Consider the following 16,447-nt stretch of genomic DNA (forward strand, 5'->3'; position numbering starts at 1 on the left):
TTATTTAAGCGCTACAAACCCTTCCTCGTCTACGATCTTCTGCCCGTCCTCGCTCATTATGAAATCAAGGAACGCCTTGGTCGCTCCTTGTGGGGCGCCATTTGTATACATGAACAATGGCCTCGAGAGCGGGTATTTGCCCGAAAGGACCGTCTCTTTGGAAGGCTCAACGCCGTTTATGGGTATCGCCTTGACCTCACCGCCCATGTATCCCAAACCCACATACCCTATCGCGCCCGGCGTCTTCGCTATGACAGAGGCGACGGCCTGGTTTGATGCCTGCATCAACGCGTCAGCCCGGACCTTCCGGCCGTCAAGCGCTAGCGCGCCAAAGGCCTCGAACGTCCCGCTTGAGCTGTCGCGTGAGACAACCACTATCTTATCGCCTGTCCCACCCACATCGGACCATTTCGAGATAGAACCGGTAAAGATGTCTTTAAGCTGCTGTTTCTTCAGGGCGCTCAGCCCGTTGGATGGGTTCACGATCACCGCTATCCCGTCCATCGCTATTACGTTCGCTTTGGGATTTTTGCCTCTCGTGCCGGCTTTTTCCAACTCGGCGTCTTTCATCGAGCGCGACGCGTTCCCGATATCGCAGGTGCCGTCTATCAACGAAGCGACGCCTACTCCCGAACCGCCGCCGCGCACCGATATATCCACGGCCGGGTTCTTCGACATGAAGACCTCAGCTGCCTTCTGCGCGATCGGCAGGACCGTGGTCGAACCCTCAAGCACTATTTTGTTCGCGGCCGCGGCATCCGCATTCATGCAAAAACCTGCTCCAAAAACCGCGATAACCATTAACCAAATAACCTTTTTCATTATTCCCCCTTAGAATTTTATGTTCCAATCTGCCTGGATAACCTGCGCCGGCAGCCTGGAGCTTCCGCTATCTGCCGTCAACCTGGTCAAATTATGCGTGTTGAAATAACTGAGCGTAAGCCAGGAATTCTTGCTCAGCCCGAAGTTGAACGCTACATGGTCGCCGCCCGCGTTCGTCTTTCCGCCATAGAAGTCAGAGTCCGGATAGGCGTCCAAAAAGGCGTCCTTCTCGATCATCCTGTGGTCGTAGACCAGCTGCCACTGGTACTTATCCGCAACCTTCTCGTTGCCGATCTTGAATCCGGCGATCCAGCCCGTGCCCTTGTCGCTGGCGCTCATATTATCCATGTACTCGCCGAATACGGCGAAATACGGGAAACCCAGGTTATAACCGAAGAACGGCTCGGTAAAACCCAGCTCCAGTTTCGGGACGACGGAGTTATAATCATTCTGGTAAACAACATCGCTGGCCGGCCCCTGGTCGGCATTCCTGGCAAGAGTGTTCGTCCCGACGGTATTATTTATCTGCCTCATGCCTTTTACCTCGGCTAACCAGAAATCGACTGTGGATTTCAGTTTGACGTTGTCAAGCACGCTCCAGGAAACACCCGGCTGGACTACGTTTTGCAGCGTGTTCTTTGACTTCGGAAAGGTATCACCCAGATACAGGAAACCGTAGTTCAAAAACACATTGGCGCTCGGATTAACATTATAGCTTAACTGCAGCGCGGCCCCCTCGGGGTTGATGTCCCCGTCCACGAGCGCGGTTATCGGTTCCCAGAACGGATTCTTGAATTTACCTGCCGTGAAAGTAGCATCGACAGGCGCTGTCCAGTGCGGAATATACTGGCCGTAGCCGTAGTCCAATATTATATTCTTGAAGGAAAAACCGTCACCTAACGTTACATTCGTGGATTTCGGATCGGTGGTTGTTCCGGTAGCTATACCCAGGCCTACCTTGAAATCCTCGATTACCCTCGTCTCGGCGCCGACCCTGACCCTTATCCTGTCCCTGTTCCTTTCGGTCGCAACCGAGGTCGCGCTCTTCGCTTTGTCCCACTGGTACCTGTTCCTGAAATCGCCCTTGAGCTTGATATTCTGTACCCACTGCGGGATATTTGCCGCCTTGCCCTGCGCCACTTCTTTTCTTGCTTCCTCTTTCGTCTCTGCGAGGACCTGCGCGCCTTCCCCTTGCGTCAGGACACCCTTATCGACGAGCTTCTGGACGAGGATCTCCATCTCGCCCGCGTAGGAACGGCCGGCCAACGCAACCATACCTATTACGCCTAACAGCAACATCGCCTTTTTCATGCCCTCTCCTCTTTTGTTGGACTTCCGGTTAACGTAGCGGTTTTTTAACTTCAAGGAGAGTATAAGATTTGAAGGTTACGGACAAAGGGAGGGAATGTGAACTTTCTGTGAACTGTAAACGGGGTATTTTAGGGGGGGGGTCAGGCCTTGGGGATAGTAAAACTGAAGGTCGAGCCGCGGCCCGGTTCTGATTTGACCCAGACCTGGCCGCCATGGGACTGGACGATGTGTTTAACGATGGATAGGCCGAGGCCTGTGCCGCCGAGCTGCCTGGAACGTGCCTTGTCTACCCGGTAGAACCTCTCAAAGACCCTGGGAAGGTCGCTTTCCGGGATCCCGACGCCGGTATCGGTGACATCGACTTGAAGGTACTTATCCTGCGGGAAGACCGAAATCTTTACCGAACCCCCCTCAGGGGTATATTTTATCGCGTTATCGAGCAGGTTCAAAAACACCTGCGAAAGCCTGTTCTCGTCCGCCATGACCTTAGGCAGGCCCTCCGGAATATTAAATTCTACCTTAATGGACTTATCGCGGGCTGATTTTTCAAGCACTCCGGCGGAGCGTTTTACTACCGGGTTTATTTCTACGGGCATGAAGACCATGGCCATCTTGCCCGATTCTATCTTGGAAAGGTCGAGGAGGTCATCGATGAGCTTCGCCAGCCGGTCGCTCTCGCGTTGGATTATGCCGAGGAACTCCTTCCGGTCTTCCTCTTTCGGCACTCCGCCGATAAGCGTTTCCGAATATCCTTTTATGCTCGAAAGCGGGGTCCTCAACTCGTGCGAAACATTAGCGACAAAATCCTGCCTTACCTTCTCGAGACGGCGCAACTCGGTTATATCATGAAAAACAAATATGGCCCCTTCGCACTGTTCTTCTTTTATTATCGCGACACCGCTGACTTTAATGAATTTTTCCTCGGGACTGTTTATGCCTATCTCCTCCACCGCTATCCTCTGGCCGCCCTTAAGCACCCGGTCCGCGATATTTTGTACGGCGGAGTTGCGGACCACTTCGAGCGGGGTCTTCCCCTCGGGCGCCGTATCGATAAAGAACAGCTTCCTGAGCGAAGGATTTGCCAGGATTATCTTTCCCTTTGCGTCGGTCACTATGACGCCTTCTACCATGCCGGAAAGCACCGTCTCGAGTTTCGCCTCGCCCGACCTTACTTTTTCTATCTTGGCCTTTATTTCATCCGACATATAATTCAATGTCGCGGCAAGGTCGCCTATCTCGTCCCGGGAAATGTTAAATACTTTCCTGGAAAAATCCCCGGATGCCATGGCCTTCGCCGCCGATGAGATATTAGCCAGCGGGCGCGTCACTGCCATGGATATCAAGAAGCTCAGGACAAGCGAAGCAAAGAAGACCATTACGACCCCAACCGCCAGTATCTTCTGCATCCCCGCTTCGAATTCCGCGACTTTTGCGACCGGGATCACGAGGCGCAGTATGGCCACGGGCTTCTCCTTCCCGACAACCGCGGCATTATAGAGCATATACTTCTTTAAGGTATAGCTGTAACGCTGGCTGGCGCCGAAACCCTCTTTCAGCGCCTGTTGGACCTCGGGGCGGCTTAAATGGTTCTCCAGTTTCGGGAGGTCTTCCTTTTTTACCTCGGAATCGCCGAGTACGGTCCCGTCCGGCGAGATTATCGTCACCCTGACGCCGAGGTCCGCTCCTATCCTGTTTGCCAGGTCAACGGATACCGCGGCCGCAGGCTGCCTGTTGAACTCACTCTCCAGGTAATCCTTGCTCAAAAAGAGTTCTTTTTTCAGGTTGCTCTCGATATCCCTTAGGAGGAAAGATTTCAGGTGGGAATTAAAATATATGTAGGCCGCCGCGAGAATAAAAACAGCGAGCAGGCAAAAGATCGCCGTCAGTTTCCACTGGAGCTTAATCCTCATCGTCTTCCCTGCATCTGTAGCCTAACCCTCTTACGGTTTCCAGCAGTTCCCCTGCCTTGCCCAATTTTTCCCTTAATCTCTTGATGTGGGTATCGATCGTGCGCGTATCGACATCGGTGGCGATATCCCAGACGTCGGTCAACAGTTGTTCGCGCGACTGGACGCGGCCCTGCCGCTCGGCTAATGTCGCGAGCAGCTTGAATTCCATAGGGGTGAGCTCGACCTCTTTCTTCTTCACGGTCACTTTATGCTTCTCTATATCAATCACCAGGTCCCCGGCATTAATAATATTTTTTTGGGTGGTTTCGGGCTTGCCGCGCTTCAGGATGGCTTTCACCCTCAGGACAAGCTCGCGCGGGCTGAAGGGTTTCACGATATAATCGTCGGCGCCTAATTCAAGGCCGACCACCCTGTCGACCTCCTCGCCTTTCGCCGTGACCATTATGACCGGGATATTTTTGAGCTTGGGGTCCTGTTTTATCGAACGGCATACGTCAAATCCGTTTATCTTAGGGAGCATTATGTCGAGGATTATGAGGTCCGGGAAAAATCTTTTGAGGTGCTCGAGCGCCTCCTCGCCGTTAGGCACGGCGAAAGCGTCGAACCCCTCCTTCTCAAGATTGAACTTGATGAGCTTGGAGATGTTCTTGTCGTCTTCTACTATGAGGATCTCTTTTTTCTGCATTTTTTGCTTACCCGTAAAAGGTCCGGGAGTTTACCGGCTATCCCGCATGGCCGGGCCTTCTTCAATTCCGAATGCGACGAAGAACCGCCCAGGACCGCCACAACTTTTACGCCCGCGTTATGGCCGGCATGGACGTCGACGGTCATGTCCCCGACGTATAGCGCCTCGTCCTTTTTGATACCCAGCTTTTTTAGTATGCGCGGTATCAAAAAGGGTTTTGGTTTTATCTCGGTTTTATCTTTCGCGCACGCGATAGCATCGAAATATTTAACCAGGCCGAGATGCTTTAACAGTATCATACTGAACTTAGGCGGCCTGTTGCTGGCCACGGCTAGTTTATAGCCCTTCTTTTTAAGGCCCCGCAAAAGCTGCCTCGCCCCGGGAATCACTTTTGAATATCTTAGGAGCGCTTTTTCGTGATGCGCGCGATAGAGCTTTAGCCCTTCCTTGACATCCTTCTTCTCGACAAAATATTCTACGAAATTCTTGTCTCCGTGGCCGACTGCCCTGCGCACGACCGGCAACTTTGCCTTCGGATACCCGAGCTTTACGAGCGCATAATTCAGGCTCTTCTCTATCGCGCCATAGGCGTCCACTATCGTCCCGTCAATATCGAAGATTATTAGTTTGAACATAATTATGGTGACAGTATACTTAATTATCTATTTCGAATATCTTCTGCTTTGAGGTATGCCCTTTGATGAGGCTTATTCTTGATTTCGCGATATCGAAATGCCCGGCGAGGGCTTTGGTGACCGCCTCGTTCGCTTTCCCGCCGGCGGGTTTTGCCATCACCCATACCGAATAATCGCCCTCTCCCGTCTTTTCGACCTTCTCACGGCTGGAGCCGGCCTTGACTTTGACACTTATCTTCAATTATTTATTTTTCCACTCATACGAGCCGGACGCATTCATCACCTCGATGGGCGTCCCGGCAGGAGCGTCGTTCTGCAGGCGCTGCGCGTAAAGTTTCTGCACATCTCCGAGAGGCGCGCCGTTCTTCTGCGATATCTCTTTGTATATCGCCATCCTGTCGGCATTTTCCGCGCTGATAAGGTCCGCGGGAGCGCCGCTTCCCTTCGCCTCGACCATACCGGACCTATTCTCGCCTATAACGCCTTTTTCCTCAAGCGATGTAAGTTCCGCGTACCTGGCCTTACGCCTTGCCGCCGCCTGCTGCACTTCCGGCGATAAAGATTCCTCGGCATAAGCATTGACCATGAGGAAATTCAATTTCATGCCGCCTTCCGGTTTCGGCGCGGCTTTGCCGGATACCGCGTTCTCGATAGCGTTGATGTCGCTTGTCACATGCTGGTACACATCGAGCCGCATGGTCACGTCGACCTTTATCGCTTCTTTCGGCGCCTTGACCTGCATGCTCATGCATCCCGTACCCAAAAACACGGCCAGCGAGACCGCCAAGACTGCTATTCCTTTTTTCATCTTTTCTTCTCCTTAAAATCCGTGCAATGCGACCGTAACGTCCCTTTTCCCTTTCGCCCCTTCCAGGATCACATGCAAAAGTATCGAATCCTTGTTCCTTGATACTCCAAGCGTCCCCTTCGTGAAGTCATAATTCCCGAAACTGTCCTCGATAAGCGAAAGCGGCTGTTTCGTGTTATCCGCGAGCCTTTTGAGAATCTCCTTGTCGGTTATGACCAGCGAGCCTCCCGGCGCCGCGGTCGAAAAATCCCCTTTTATATCGGTGATATCCTTCTGCTCGCCGCGCAGCGCGATCGCGCCGCTCATAATGCCTTTCATCTCCACGCGGCCTTCGGCATTCAACCCTTTCGGCAGCAAGGCAAGGTCGATCCCCCCGGCTTCGATCTTCGCGTCATAGACTACCGCCTTGCCTGTCTTCATATTGCCGCTCGCGAGGAGACTAAGTTTCCAGTCGGCCGTATTCAGTTCCACTGCCATGCCCGTTATGATGAGCGATCTGACCACAAAAGCCTTCCCGGGTTTGAGGGCCGGATATTCGATAATGTCGCGTAATTTTTTTCCGGGAGAGTTGAATTCCAAAGAGCCGCCCTTGACGGTTACCTCGGGTATTATCTTCGTAAATAATGAAAGCGGCGAAAATCTTATCTCTACCTGCTTGATACGGTAGCGCAGGGCATCGCCTTTCTTTACGTCGATTCCGGTGATCGCGATCAAATCAGCGCTCCGCACCTCAATGCCGTCGATAGAGACATCGCAGCCGGGAAACGCGCTTTTGATCTGCCCGCCGGCGATATCGGCTACCAGAGACCTGCCGAACAGCCACAAGGCCAGCACGACCGCCAGTATTACCGCGAAAATGACTAATTCCCGTCTCATCTTTTAAATATATGCCTTACGGCCTTACCCTTCAGGTTATACCTCACTTCGATATCCCCGCCATGGAAATCATCCGGGACGAGCTTGGGCTTCAACGCGGCTTTCCCGAAATTGAATTTTACGCCGAGGACTTCGTCTATCAGCGTATAAATATACCAGCTCGCCGAACCGGTCAGGTAAAAATAAAGCCCCCGGCCCTCGTTATTGAAATATTCCGGTATCATGGGGTATATCCGGGCCGCCTCGCCCGTCGACATCTTATAGACGGAATCGAAGACCTCGCGCCCTTCCTTAATGAAACCTCTTTTATACAGGGCATTCGCCAGCATCACGTTCATGTGGTTGAAGAACGCCCCGTTCTCCTTGTCGCCGTAGGCGAAACCGAACGCGCGGCCGAGGTCCATATATACCGTCCTGAAATCGGTCCCGAGGCGGAACCCGCCGAGCCCCGGGTCCTTCAGGTATTTTTTGATAGATTGCCACATCTTCCTTATCTGGCTGTCGGTCGCGCAGCCGCTCATTATCGCGAAGACCTGCGAAGCTAGCTTCATGCGCACTTTGTCGCCGGATTTTCCCTCCACGCGGCGGCCCTTGTTATCATAGTAGCCGTTGAAAAAACCCGCACCCTCAAGCCATTCTTTTTTCCTAAGCCACGCAAAGAGATGGTCGGCTTTCTTGTCCAGGTCCGCGATCAGGTCGTCGATATCCACCTCGACCGCTTCGCCGGTGATGCTCCTGCAGGATTCGAGGTATTCCTCGAGCCGCCTCTGTTTCTCTTTATAATTATCATAATCGACCGGGGTGCCCAGGTTATCGAGCAGCATCAGGAATTCCGTCAATAATTTAACGCTCTTATGCCTCTTCTTCATCTCCTCGAGGATGACGCAGATGTCGCGCAGGTTATACGCATACATGAAACTGAACGCCACGCTCTCGCCCCTGTCGGCCGCCATGTCGAGCCCGTCGTCCCAGTCGGCGTTCTCGAGGCGTATGACGTTATGCTCGCCGACGTTGAAGAATTGGACGACGTTCTGGACGAGGATATGCTCGAGGACACTGCCCCTGTATATCCTCCCGGAATTGTCGCGCTGGATGAAATCCGGCTGGTTGAAATCCTTATCTATAAATTTGGCGCGCTTGAGCTGGTAGTCCCTGAAATATTCGGCCTTATTCAGCATGAAACCGGAGTCGCCCGTCTTTTGGATATAAAGGCGGGCCGTAAGGTACGGCCATATCCCGTGGTCCATCCAGACGCGGCTTATCCTGTTGCGGTCGGCGGTGAACTTTCCGTCTTTAGCGATGACCGTCGCGTTCGAGCCGTCGAGCCGCACGCCGCGGAAACTGTCGAATATGAAATCCCTCGCCTTCTCCGGCTCGGTCAGCAAAAGCGTCAGCGCGTCCTGCCAGATATCGCGCCAGCCGCGGCCGCCCTTTCCGTAATCATAGTGCGGCAGGAACGAGTTGCCGAATAATTTCCTGAGGGTCGGCTGCATCTTGACCCATAGCAGCCAGTTATTGAAGTCGCCGTCGTTGAAATCGAACTCGAGCTTCGAAAGGTATTGCTGCCAGTATCTCTTCGTCGCCTCGAGGCTCTTTTCGACCTTTGACGGCGAGTTCAGGCCCTTGAATATCTTTTTTACGCCTTTCCTGTCGTCGGCAATGCCCATCACGAGGATATAATCGGCCCTGCCGCCTTTTTTCAGTTTTTTGCGGTTGAACCTGAACGCGGCGCACGCTTCTTTCCCGTCGGATTCCGGGAGTTTTTTCGCGGCGGGCTTCACATATTTCTCTACCGCGTCCGGGAATATCAGGTCGCCCTCGCCGCAGAACATACCTATCGTCGGGAATTGCCCTGCCGGCGCCTTGCCGTTATCCTCGCAGCCGAATACGGAATAATCCGTCTTGTTCTCGGTGTGGCCCTTCTCGTCGAATATCATCGTCGGTTTGAGGGATATGCCGTACCTGTCGAGGTAGACGCGGTTCAAGAGCGAGCTCACATGCCTGTGGTCGCGGATATTCTTCTCGCTGCGGCCGTATAACGGGATGAAAGACGTCGGCGTTATCTCGACCTCTTTGCCCCTTTTATTTGTGACGCGGACGCGCATGACCTCTACGGCCGTATTGAACGGGATGAAATTCAGCACCTCTATCTCGAGGCCGTGGGCCTGTTTCGTGACCTTATGGTACAGGAAACCCGCCTCGATGACATCATCGTGCGGGTAAGAGAGCCGTATTATCTCATTCCCTATTTTGATGAAGAAATCGCGGCGGCAGAAGAGGTTGTTGCGGACGTCCTCGATGCTCGCCGGCGGCGTAAGGAAATGGTCGTTGTCCCGCTTGATATCCCCGCCGAGGTTGGGGCTTATAGAAGACAGCAGCTTCCCGTCTTTATCGGCCAGCGGGAAATACAGGTTATACTTGTGCGGGTCTTTTACGGTGAACGTGCCTTTATCGTCAATGAATCTATAGATCATGAGTAAAGTCGCCCTTTTGAATTATGGTGACAGTATACTTAATTATTTGATCCTCATTCGTTGCCGATCCCCGGGATCTTCTTGATCGCCTCTTTGATCTTCTCTTCGGGATGCTCGTAGTCCTCAAGCTTACCGTCGAGGTACGCGTCGTAGGCGGAGAGGTCGAAATGTCCGTGGCCGCTGTAATTGAATACGATGCACTTGCCGTCGTTCTTCTTCGCCTCGTCGATGACGCAGCGTATCGCGTGTGACGTCTCCGGCGCAGGCAGGAACCCTTCTGTCCTCGCCCATATCACGGCCGCGTCAAAGACCGGGTTCTGCGAATACGCCCTCCCCTCTATCACTTTCTTCTTCGCCAACAGCGATACCTCAGGCGCCATACCATGATACCTCAACCCCCCTGCGTGTATCCCTGCCGGCACGAAACTGTGGCCCAGAGTGTACATCTTCATGAGCGGCGTAAGTTTCTCGGTATCGCCGAAATCGTACAGGTATTCGCCCTTCGTTAACGTCGGGCAGGCGGTCGGTTCGACCGCGATGAACCTTATATCCTTCCCCTTCAATTTATCCGGCACGAACGGGAACGCGAATCCGGCGAAATTGCTGCCGCCGCCTACGCACGCTATCATCGTGTCCGGTTTCTCGCCTATCATCTCGAGCTGCTTCTTCGTCTCAAGGCCGATGACGGACTGGTGCGTAAGCACGTGGTTTAACACGCTGCCGAGGGAATATTTGGTGTCGTCGTGCGTGGCCGCGTCCTCGACGGCTTCGGAAATGGCGATGCCAAGGCTGCCCGGCGTCTCCGGATCATCGGCCAAAGCCGCTTTTCCGGAATTAGTCTTCATCGTCGGCGACGGAAATATCTCCGCGCCCCAGACACGCATCAGGGACTTGCGGTAAGGCTTCTGGTAATAGCTCGCCTTGACCATGTAGACCGTGCACTTCAGGCCGAGGATGTTGCAGGCGAACGAGAGCGCCGAACCCCACTGCCCGGCGCCTGTCTCGGTCGATATGCGCTTTACGCCCTCTTTTTTGTTGTAATACGCCTGCGCGATGGCCGTGTTCAATTTGTGGCTGCCGGCAGGCGATACGCTTTCATCCTTATAATAAATGCGGCAATTCGTCTTAAGGGCCTTCTCGAGGCGGACCGCCCTCTTGAGCGGCGTCGGCCTGTAAATTTTATATACGTCAAGGACTTCGCCGGGGATATCTATCCAGCGCTGCTGGCTCATCTCCTGCTCTATCAGGGCCATCGGGAATATCGGCGCCAGGTCTGCCGGCCCGAGCGGTTTTCCTGTCCCGGGATTAAGCGACGGAGGCAATTGTTCGGGCAGGTCAGGCGCGATGTTATACCAGGATTTTGGGATATCATTCAACGACAAAATAACTCTGTCCTTGTCCATCACAGGTCTCCTTTTTGGTGGGTTTTAATATTTTAGCATATAATTATGGTGACAGTATACTTAATTCCCGCCTTAACCAGATAATTAAGTATACTGTCACCGAAATTATTAGACATTAATACAGGGTGACCTCATAGATGTCGCACTCGCCGGCGCCGGTATTTCCCGGGAAATAGAGGTCGATGTTGCGGACGGCCTGGAGGTCGAGCGTCTTGTTGCCGCTCTGGTTGCCGTACATATTTCTGATGGTGAGCTCGTCAAACGGGAATTCGTATGTCTCGACCTTGCCCGTTCCGTCATTAGATTCCGAACCGAAACTCTCGCCGTCTGCGCCGTTGACGCCGCCATAATTCACTTTCCCGAGGTCGTCCACGCCGGATTCATTGATGAAGAGCGAGAACGTCATGCCCCCGGTCAGGGACATCTTTATCCTGATACCCTTGAAGCCCTGGAAGTCGAAAGAACCGTCGCTGTTGACGGTCTTGACCTGGCAAGGGATGCCGAAACCGCAGCCCCAGCCGGTGCCGGTATCTATAACGCATTTCAAATATCCCTTGCTGAACTTTATCCCGGCCGTTGTCGAGGCGTCCGCCCATGCGCCTAATTTTTTCGCATTGATGCTCATGACATCGCAGAAAGGCGCGCTTTCGCGTTTGACATCCTTATTATTCACCTTGGCGTATCCGCTCGTCTTGACCAATTCAACGGGATAAGGCGCGGCAGATTTTTTATGGACGGCATCGGCTGCCGCATTTGTCTTTTTCATCTCGGCGGTCAGCATCTCATATTCATTATCGCGGATGTCGACGATCCCGTAATCGCTGTTCTCTCCGTCGAAGCTGCGCCCTTGCGGCGACTCGTCGAAGTACTGGAACCAGTGATAACCGACCAGGTACGGGAATTCCATCATCTGCGTCACGTATTTTTTGAAACCTTCGGCCCTGTCCTGCTGGGTCTTGACCGTGACGTCGGCGCCTTTCGTGTTCTTGTCGCCGCTGCTGTTCTCCATCGCCCTGTAGGAGAACTCGGTTATCATGACAGGTCTCTGCCCAAGGAAATAGAAATTATCCAGCAGCTCTTTATCGACCTCCATATTCTTGCAATAGTAATTGAGCGATACCACGTCGCAATATTTCCCGCACGCCTTCACCACCTCGTCCGGGGCGTTGCCGGCGAAACGGACGCCGAGTATCAGGTGGTTCGGGTCGTATTTCCTGATGTATCCGCACGTCACGGAGAAATAGCGCTCGGCGACGAGGCCGGCGAAAAGTTCCCGCGCTTCTTTGGCCGTGGCGCCGCGCACGCGCATGAATTCATCGATAGTTTTGCCGTACTTATCCTTTAAAAATGCGGTTAGCATGGTCCTGCCCGGCGCGTTATCCGGGAGTTTGGCATATTCATCGAGAAGTGTGGGCACATGGCCGGTATACCAGCCGAAATCCCCGTACCACGGCAGTTCATTTTCTATAAAATATCCCAACAGGTATTTCGCGTCCGCGAACCGCCTGCATTTGCCCGCGACGTTCTGTTCGGCCCTCTCGTCGAATAGCGGGTCGAAGACATCGACGAGCCTGTGGTCGGTGGTCGACGGGATGCCCAGCATGAAAGTGAAAGGTGTATCGTAATAGAACGTGCCCGGGTCGGACCAGGACCCTATCGTGTTAAAATTTAATTTCTTGAGGCGTTTTATAACGCTCCCGGCCCATTCCCTGTTGTCCTTATATTTCGACGACACGTCATAATATTCGGAATTCGGGAGAACTGCCCCATCCCTGCTCAGGACCGCGTTTACCCCTTTAGAGATGAACCGCTCACCGCCCGGACCGAACAACCAGTATTTGCCCTTCTCCTGCTTGACGGTGAAGAAGGTCTTGCCCTTCGGTATCGACATCCTTTTTGGAATGTCCTTATAAGGCCCGTCTGTGTTGAATTCCATCTCCCATATGGAGAACCCCCATGCCGTCGTCTTCTCGATGCAGTCTATTTTTACGAATTTGCACGACGTCTTCTCTTTGAAATTTAATTTTATGTCCTCGCCTTCGTTTCCGTCGTTTATCTCGGCGAGGGCCTGCCACGCGGCCCCGTCGGCCGAACCCAGGACTTTATAGCGGTATGCCGCGGCCGTCTCCCATTTTATCTCCATGCCGTACAGGTCGACGGGTTGCTCGAATTCCACCTGTATCCACTGGTTATCTTTCCATTCCGATTCCCAGCGCATCAAAGGTTTACCGTCTACCACCTTCTCCGCCCTGTTGTTATCTATTTCTGACGACGCGGTGACGGCCTTGATGACCGGCGTGGGGGCAGGCGTTTCGGCGCAATAGGCGGGAATAATAAAAGCGGACAAGAATAATAACGAAAAAACGACGACACTAACGGCTCTTTTCATGTGGGCTCCTTTGTAATAATTATCTATATGCCAAAAATATCTCGCCGGACTTCTTTTCTAGTGATTTCAGGTCGACGCCGAAGGCCTTCGAGAATTTATCGCTGAAAGTGCCGCTCTGTTTATAGATGGCCTTGAGTTTATCCTTGCCGTAAGTATCCATCACATATGAAATGACAGCCCATGAGTAATAAGATGCATCTTGTCTCTTGGCTGTCTGGAATGCCTGCTCAAGCCGGGCAAATGTAAAATTATCAAAAGGCGGAAGGCCCCTGTGCCTCCCCCGCATATCCCCATATGCTGCGTACAGCTCCAGGCCCCTGGAAAACCATCGCGGCGCGGATCCCAGCGGCTTGGAGATGACAATATGGGCGATCCCCTGCCTGAGTATTCCCTCATCGATCCTTCCGAGCGTAAGGTACAACGACGACCCGCTCGCAGCCGACCTCAAGGCCCTGCCTTTCTCCGGCGTAACGTATACCCGGATCTCTATCTTCCCGGAGCTGGTGTATCCGGTGCCAAGCAGAACCGTGACCTCATTATACAGGCTCTCGGCTAGATCGCCTGTCTTCTTAAGGTCATCCTTAGTGACGCCCTCCCCGTTATCGACGACCCTGAAATGCGCCGTCTCTACCGGCGATATTGCAGCGGCCGTTCCCGCAAATAAAAGTATACAACATACGGCGGTCGCGCACAGGGCATACCTCTTCATTTATTTCTCCTTAATGTTTCAAGCCATGCGTTCAATTTTTCGACGAATTCCAAGTAGGCGGCCTTCTGCTCTTCTGTATAACGCGCGCGCAGGCCGGTGTCGTATTGGACCCGCTCTTCGATCGTGTCGTGGAGGACCTCGCCCCGTTGCGACGGGACTCCGCTGATAGGCGTCACGGCGTTTTTTGTATCGCTTACGCCGTCCCATCCCTCGTTGACCGGGAAACCGGCTTTTTTAAGCGGCGGGTCCCATGTCGCGTCTACGAGGACCCACCTGCCGTCTATTAAAACTTTGCAGGCGAGGTGGTTTCCACTCGGTATCTTTTTGGTAAGCGCCCTGAGTTCCGGCGGATATTTTACGGCTGGATCGTCCCAATTAAAAGCGTAATTCGCGTATTTTACCTTGTAACCGAGCCGCGTGAAGAGCTCGCCGAGGAGGACATGCTTCGGGTTGCACGAGCCGTGGTTTCTTTCGATGAGAGCCGCCGGGCCGACCTTAGGATCGCGCATGGCCGCGATTATTGCGTACGGGATGTCGCGGGTATGCTCGAAGACCGAAATGCGCGCCTCTTTCGGCCCCTTCCCTGCGGTCCACTCATTGAATTTTTGGGTTATTATATCCATGCCCCGCTATTTCTCCAACCCTTCTAAGATCTTTTTCGCATCTTCCGCATTTTCTTCGGCAACTTGTATCACGGGAACCCCGTCTATGGCGCCAAAACCGATCAGGTTCTGCACGTCCTCGCCTTTGACATAATATTCTATACCCACGCTTTCAAGAAGCGATTTCGCCGTCGCCATCGAGGCACGGTCGCCGGTTGCTAATATGGTTACAAACTCTGACTTTGCCATTATACCGCCCTAATTAAGTATATCCTCCGCAATCAAATTGCTATAGGACAAACTTGTCACCATAATTATTTCGAGCCCTGCATGACCCAATAATCCGCGCCGTTGCTGTATTTCAAAAGGTAGAGATGCCTGTTAATGTTCGGCTGCGTGTCAAAAATGCGCATATAAAAATCGTCATAAAATTCCGGGCATTCGAGGTAATAGCCGTGCTTGAAACTCGAGTTATTTATCGCGGTCACGTCGATCGTCATGAAACGCTCAGGGTCAAGGGATTTCAAATAAAGCACCCCCCTTGCTTCTTCGAGCTGCTCCGGCTCTGTTACCCTCAGTTTTTCGCGCCCAAGCTTCTTCTCCCCGTTGATTATCCCGCTCATCAGCAAGGCATTATCGTCGGAAGAGACATATGCGGTCAATTTCTTCGATATGGCCGTAAACTCCTTTTCGAACTTCTCATCGAATTTGTTGCGGCTTATGTCCGGGGCCGCAAGTATGACCTGGTCTATCTCGATATCCGCGTCGGCAAAATCGGGCTGCGTATAGAGCGTGTCAAAAGCGTCGCAGACCACCTGGCAGCCGAGGCTCGACGCCTCTATCCAGAGTTTTTTCGGTTTGACCTCGCGGACGACCTTTGCCAATACATTCGCCAGATATGGCCCGGAGGCGCCGGCCAGGGATTGGGCTTTCATATAACCGCCGATACTGACCGGCTGGTCGCCGGGCCAGTCAAATAACAATACCGGCGTATTGACATCCAGCAGGTACGCGAAATAGGCGGCCTTCATCGCCGTGGCCTCAAAGCCGTCCTTATAGCCGAAGACGAGGACGAGCAGGGATTTATGCGGAGACGCCTGCACTGCTTCGGACAACTGCTTCGAGAAAGCGTCCGGATCCAATCTCTTTGTTTCCTGCAGTTCTATTATGCCGTTCTTCTTAAGCTGGTCCGGTAGCATCGTCCCTATCCTTACCCTTGGGTCCATCCTGATATCCAGAGTGCCATATGTCGTCTCGCCGGCCATTTTGGCTTTAAAGGCCGGGAAGGGTTTTGCGGTATAGTCGACTTCCCGGCTAGTCGCGTAGAAAATATTAACTACCCTGTAGCCGCCCTCAACTTTATAGCCCATGCGCTTATAAATGTCGTCGAGGGAATAGGACTGCCCTTTCTTGACGGGAAGGGCCGCGCAGCCAGAGAGGATCGCGCAACAACATAGCAGCATTAAATATCTACGCATTGGTTATTTCTTCCTTAATGTCCTTAGCGCCCACACGATGAACCGGGCCAGCAACAAGACTGAATAAATGATAAGAACTTTTAAAGCAAAAAATTTACCGAAAAATGAAAAGAATAACTTATAGCAATAAACCGCCATAGAATTTACATAATATGATCCTTTTAAACCGGATTTAATATGCGCCGTATCTGTGAATTCCTTTATCCGCTTTTCAATAACTTTTGGCGGCGGATTAAGAGTCGCCTCGATTATCTCGCTGGAATTCAACCCGTTGCGTATCTCCGGATGTATGTTTATAGTATATGTTTCCCCGTTAGTAAATTCCAATTTATATTTCGGGTATAC

At 52.7% G+C, this 16,447-nt stretch carries 16 protein-coding genes; all 16 read right to left on the reverse strand.

All coding sequences use genetic code 11. From position 1 onward, the window contains the following. Positions 1-822 carry a phosphate ABC transporter substrate-binding protein gene (locus PHO67_08650; GenBank protein ID MDD5547205.1) on the reverse strand — a complete coding sequence of 274 codons (822 nt, stop codon included), beginning with the start codon at positions 820-822 and terminating at the stop codon, positions 1-3. Between the two features lie 9 nt (positions 823-831). Continuing rightward, positions 832-2,133, reverse strand: coding sequence for a putative porin (locus tag PHO67_08655; GenBank protein MDD5547206.1), 1,302 nt, complete (start codon positions 2,131-2,133; stop codon positions 832-834). Positions 2,134-2,273: 140 nt separating this feature from the next. After that, positions 2,274-4,043 carry an ATP-binding protein gene (locus PHO67_08660; protein MDD5547207.1) on the reverse strand — a complete coding sequence of 590 codons (1,770 nt, stop codon included), beginning with the start codon at positions 4,041-4,043 and terminating at the stop codon, positions 2,274-2,276. After that, on the reverse strand, positions 4,033-4,728 hold the full coding sequence (locus PHO67_08665; protein ID MDD5547208.1) for a response regulator transcription factor: 696 nt from the start codon (positions 4,726-4,728) through the stop codon (positions 4,033-4,035). Before PHO67_08665 ends, PHO67_08660 begins: the two co-directional genes overlap by 11 nt. Then, positions 4,704-5,363, reverse strand: a complete 660-nt coding sequence (locus PHO67_08670; GenBank protein MDD5547209.1) for an HAD family hydrolase — start codon at positions 5,361-5,363, stop codon at positions 4,704-4,706. The genes PHO67_08665 and PHO67_08670 overlap by 25 nt, the downstream gene beginning before the upstream one ends. A gap of 19 nt (positions 5,364-5,382) precedes the next feature. After that, complete coding sequence (locus tag PHO67_08675) at positions 5,383-5,604, reverse strand: DUF167 domain-containing protein (GenBank protein ID MDD5547210.1); 222 nt, start codon at positions 5,602-5,604, stop codon at positions 5,383-5,385. After that, the gene (locus PHO67_08680) at positions 5,605-6,171 is read right to left on the reverse strand and encodes a DUF1318 domain-containing protein (protein ID MDD5547211.1); all 567 of its coding nucleotides are present in this window, start codon (positions 6,169-6,171) and stop codon (positions 5,605-5,607) included. It abuts the gene before it with no gap. A gap of 12 nt (positions 6,172-6,183) precedes the next feature. Then, entirely contained in the window at positions 6,184-7,047 is an 864-nt protein-coding gene (locus PHO67_08685) for a hypothetical protein (protein MDD5547212.1), read from the reverse strand. Then, positions 7,044-9,521, reverse strand: a complete 2,478-nt coding sequence (locus PHO67_08690; GenBank protein ID MDD5547213.1) for a cellobiose phosphorylase — start codon at positions 9,519-9,521, stop codon at positions 7,044-7,046. The genes PHO67_08685 and PHO67_08690 overlap by 4 nt, the downstream gene beginning before the upstream one ends. A 53-nt stretch (positions 9,522-9,574) precedes the next feature. Beyond that, complete coding sequence (locus PHO67_08695) at positions 9,575-10,924, reverse strand: TrpB-like pyridoxal phosphate-dependent enzyme (GenBank protein MDD5547214.1); 1,350 nt, start codon at positions 10,922-10,924, stop codon at positions 9,575-9,577. 115 nt (positions 10,925-11,039) lie between these two features. Further along, positions 11,040-13,313 carry a discoidin domain-containing protein gene (locus PHO67_08700; protein ID MDD5547215.1) on the reverse strand — a complete coding sequence of 758 codons (2,274 nt, stop codon included), beginning with the start codon at positions 13,311-13,313 and terminating at the stop codon, positions 11,040-11,042. A 19-nt stretch (positions 13,314-13,332) separates the two neighbouring features. After that, the gene (locus PHO67_08705) at positions 13,333-14,022 is read right to left on the reverse strand and encodes a hypothetical protein (GenBank protein ID MDD5547216.1); all 690 of its coding nucleotides are present in this window, start codon (positions 14,020-14,022) and stop codon (positions 13,333-13,335) included. Next, on the reverse strand, positions 14,019-14,645 hold the full coding sequence (locus PHO67_08710) for a hypothetical protein (protein ID MDD5547217.1): 627 nt from the start codon (positions 14,643-14,645) through the stop codon (positions 14,019-14,021). The genes PHO67_08705 and PHO67_08710 overlap by 4 nt, the downstream gene beginning before the upstream one ends. Positions 14,646-14,651: 6 nt before the next feature. Next, positions 14,652-14,873: a DUF2007 domain-containing protein gene (locus PHO67_08715; protein ID MDD5547218.1), complete on the reverse strand. Its 222-nt coding sequence runs from the start codon at positions 14,871-14,873 to the stop codon at positions 14,652-14,654. 65 nt (positions 14,874-14,938) lie between these two features. Continuing rightward, positions 14,939-16,087 (reverse strand): alpha/beta hydrolase, encoded by a 1,149-nt coding sequence (locus PHO67_08720; protein ID MDD5547219.1) that lies wholly within the window; start codon positions 16,085-16,087, stop codon positions 14,939-14,941. Positions 16,088-16,105: 18 nt separating this feature from the next. Beyond that, the coding region (locus PHO67_08725) for a hypothetical protein (GenBank protein ID MDD5547220.1) at positions 16,106-16,447 on the reverse strand (342 nt) is incomplete at its 5' end.

It is taken from the genome of Candidatus Omnitrophota bacterium, assembly GCA_028716565.1.
Taxonomy (GTDB): domain Bacteria; phylum Omnitrophota; class Gorgyraeia; order Pluralincolimonadales; family Pluralincolimonadaceae; genus Pluralincolimonas.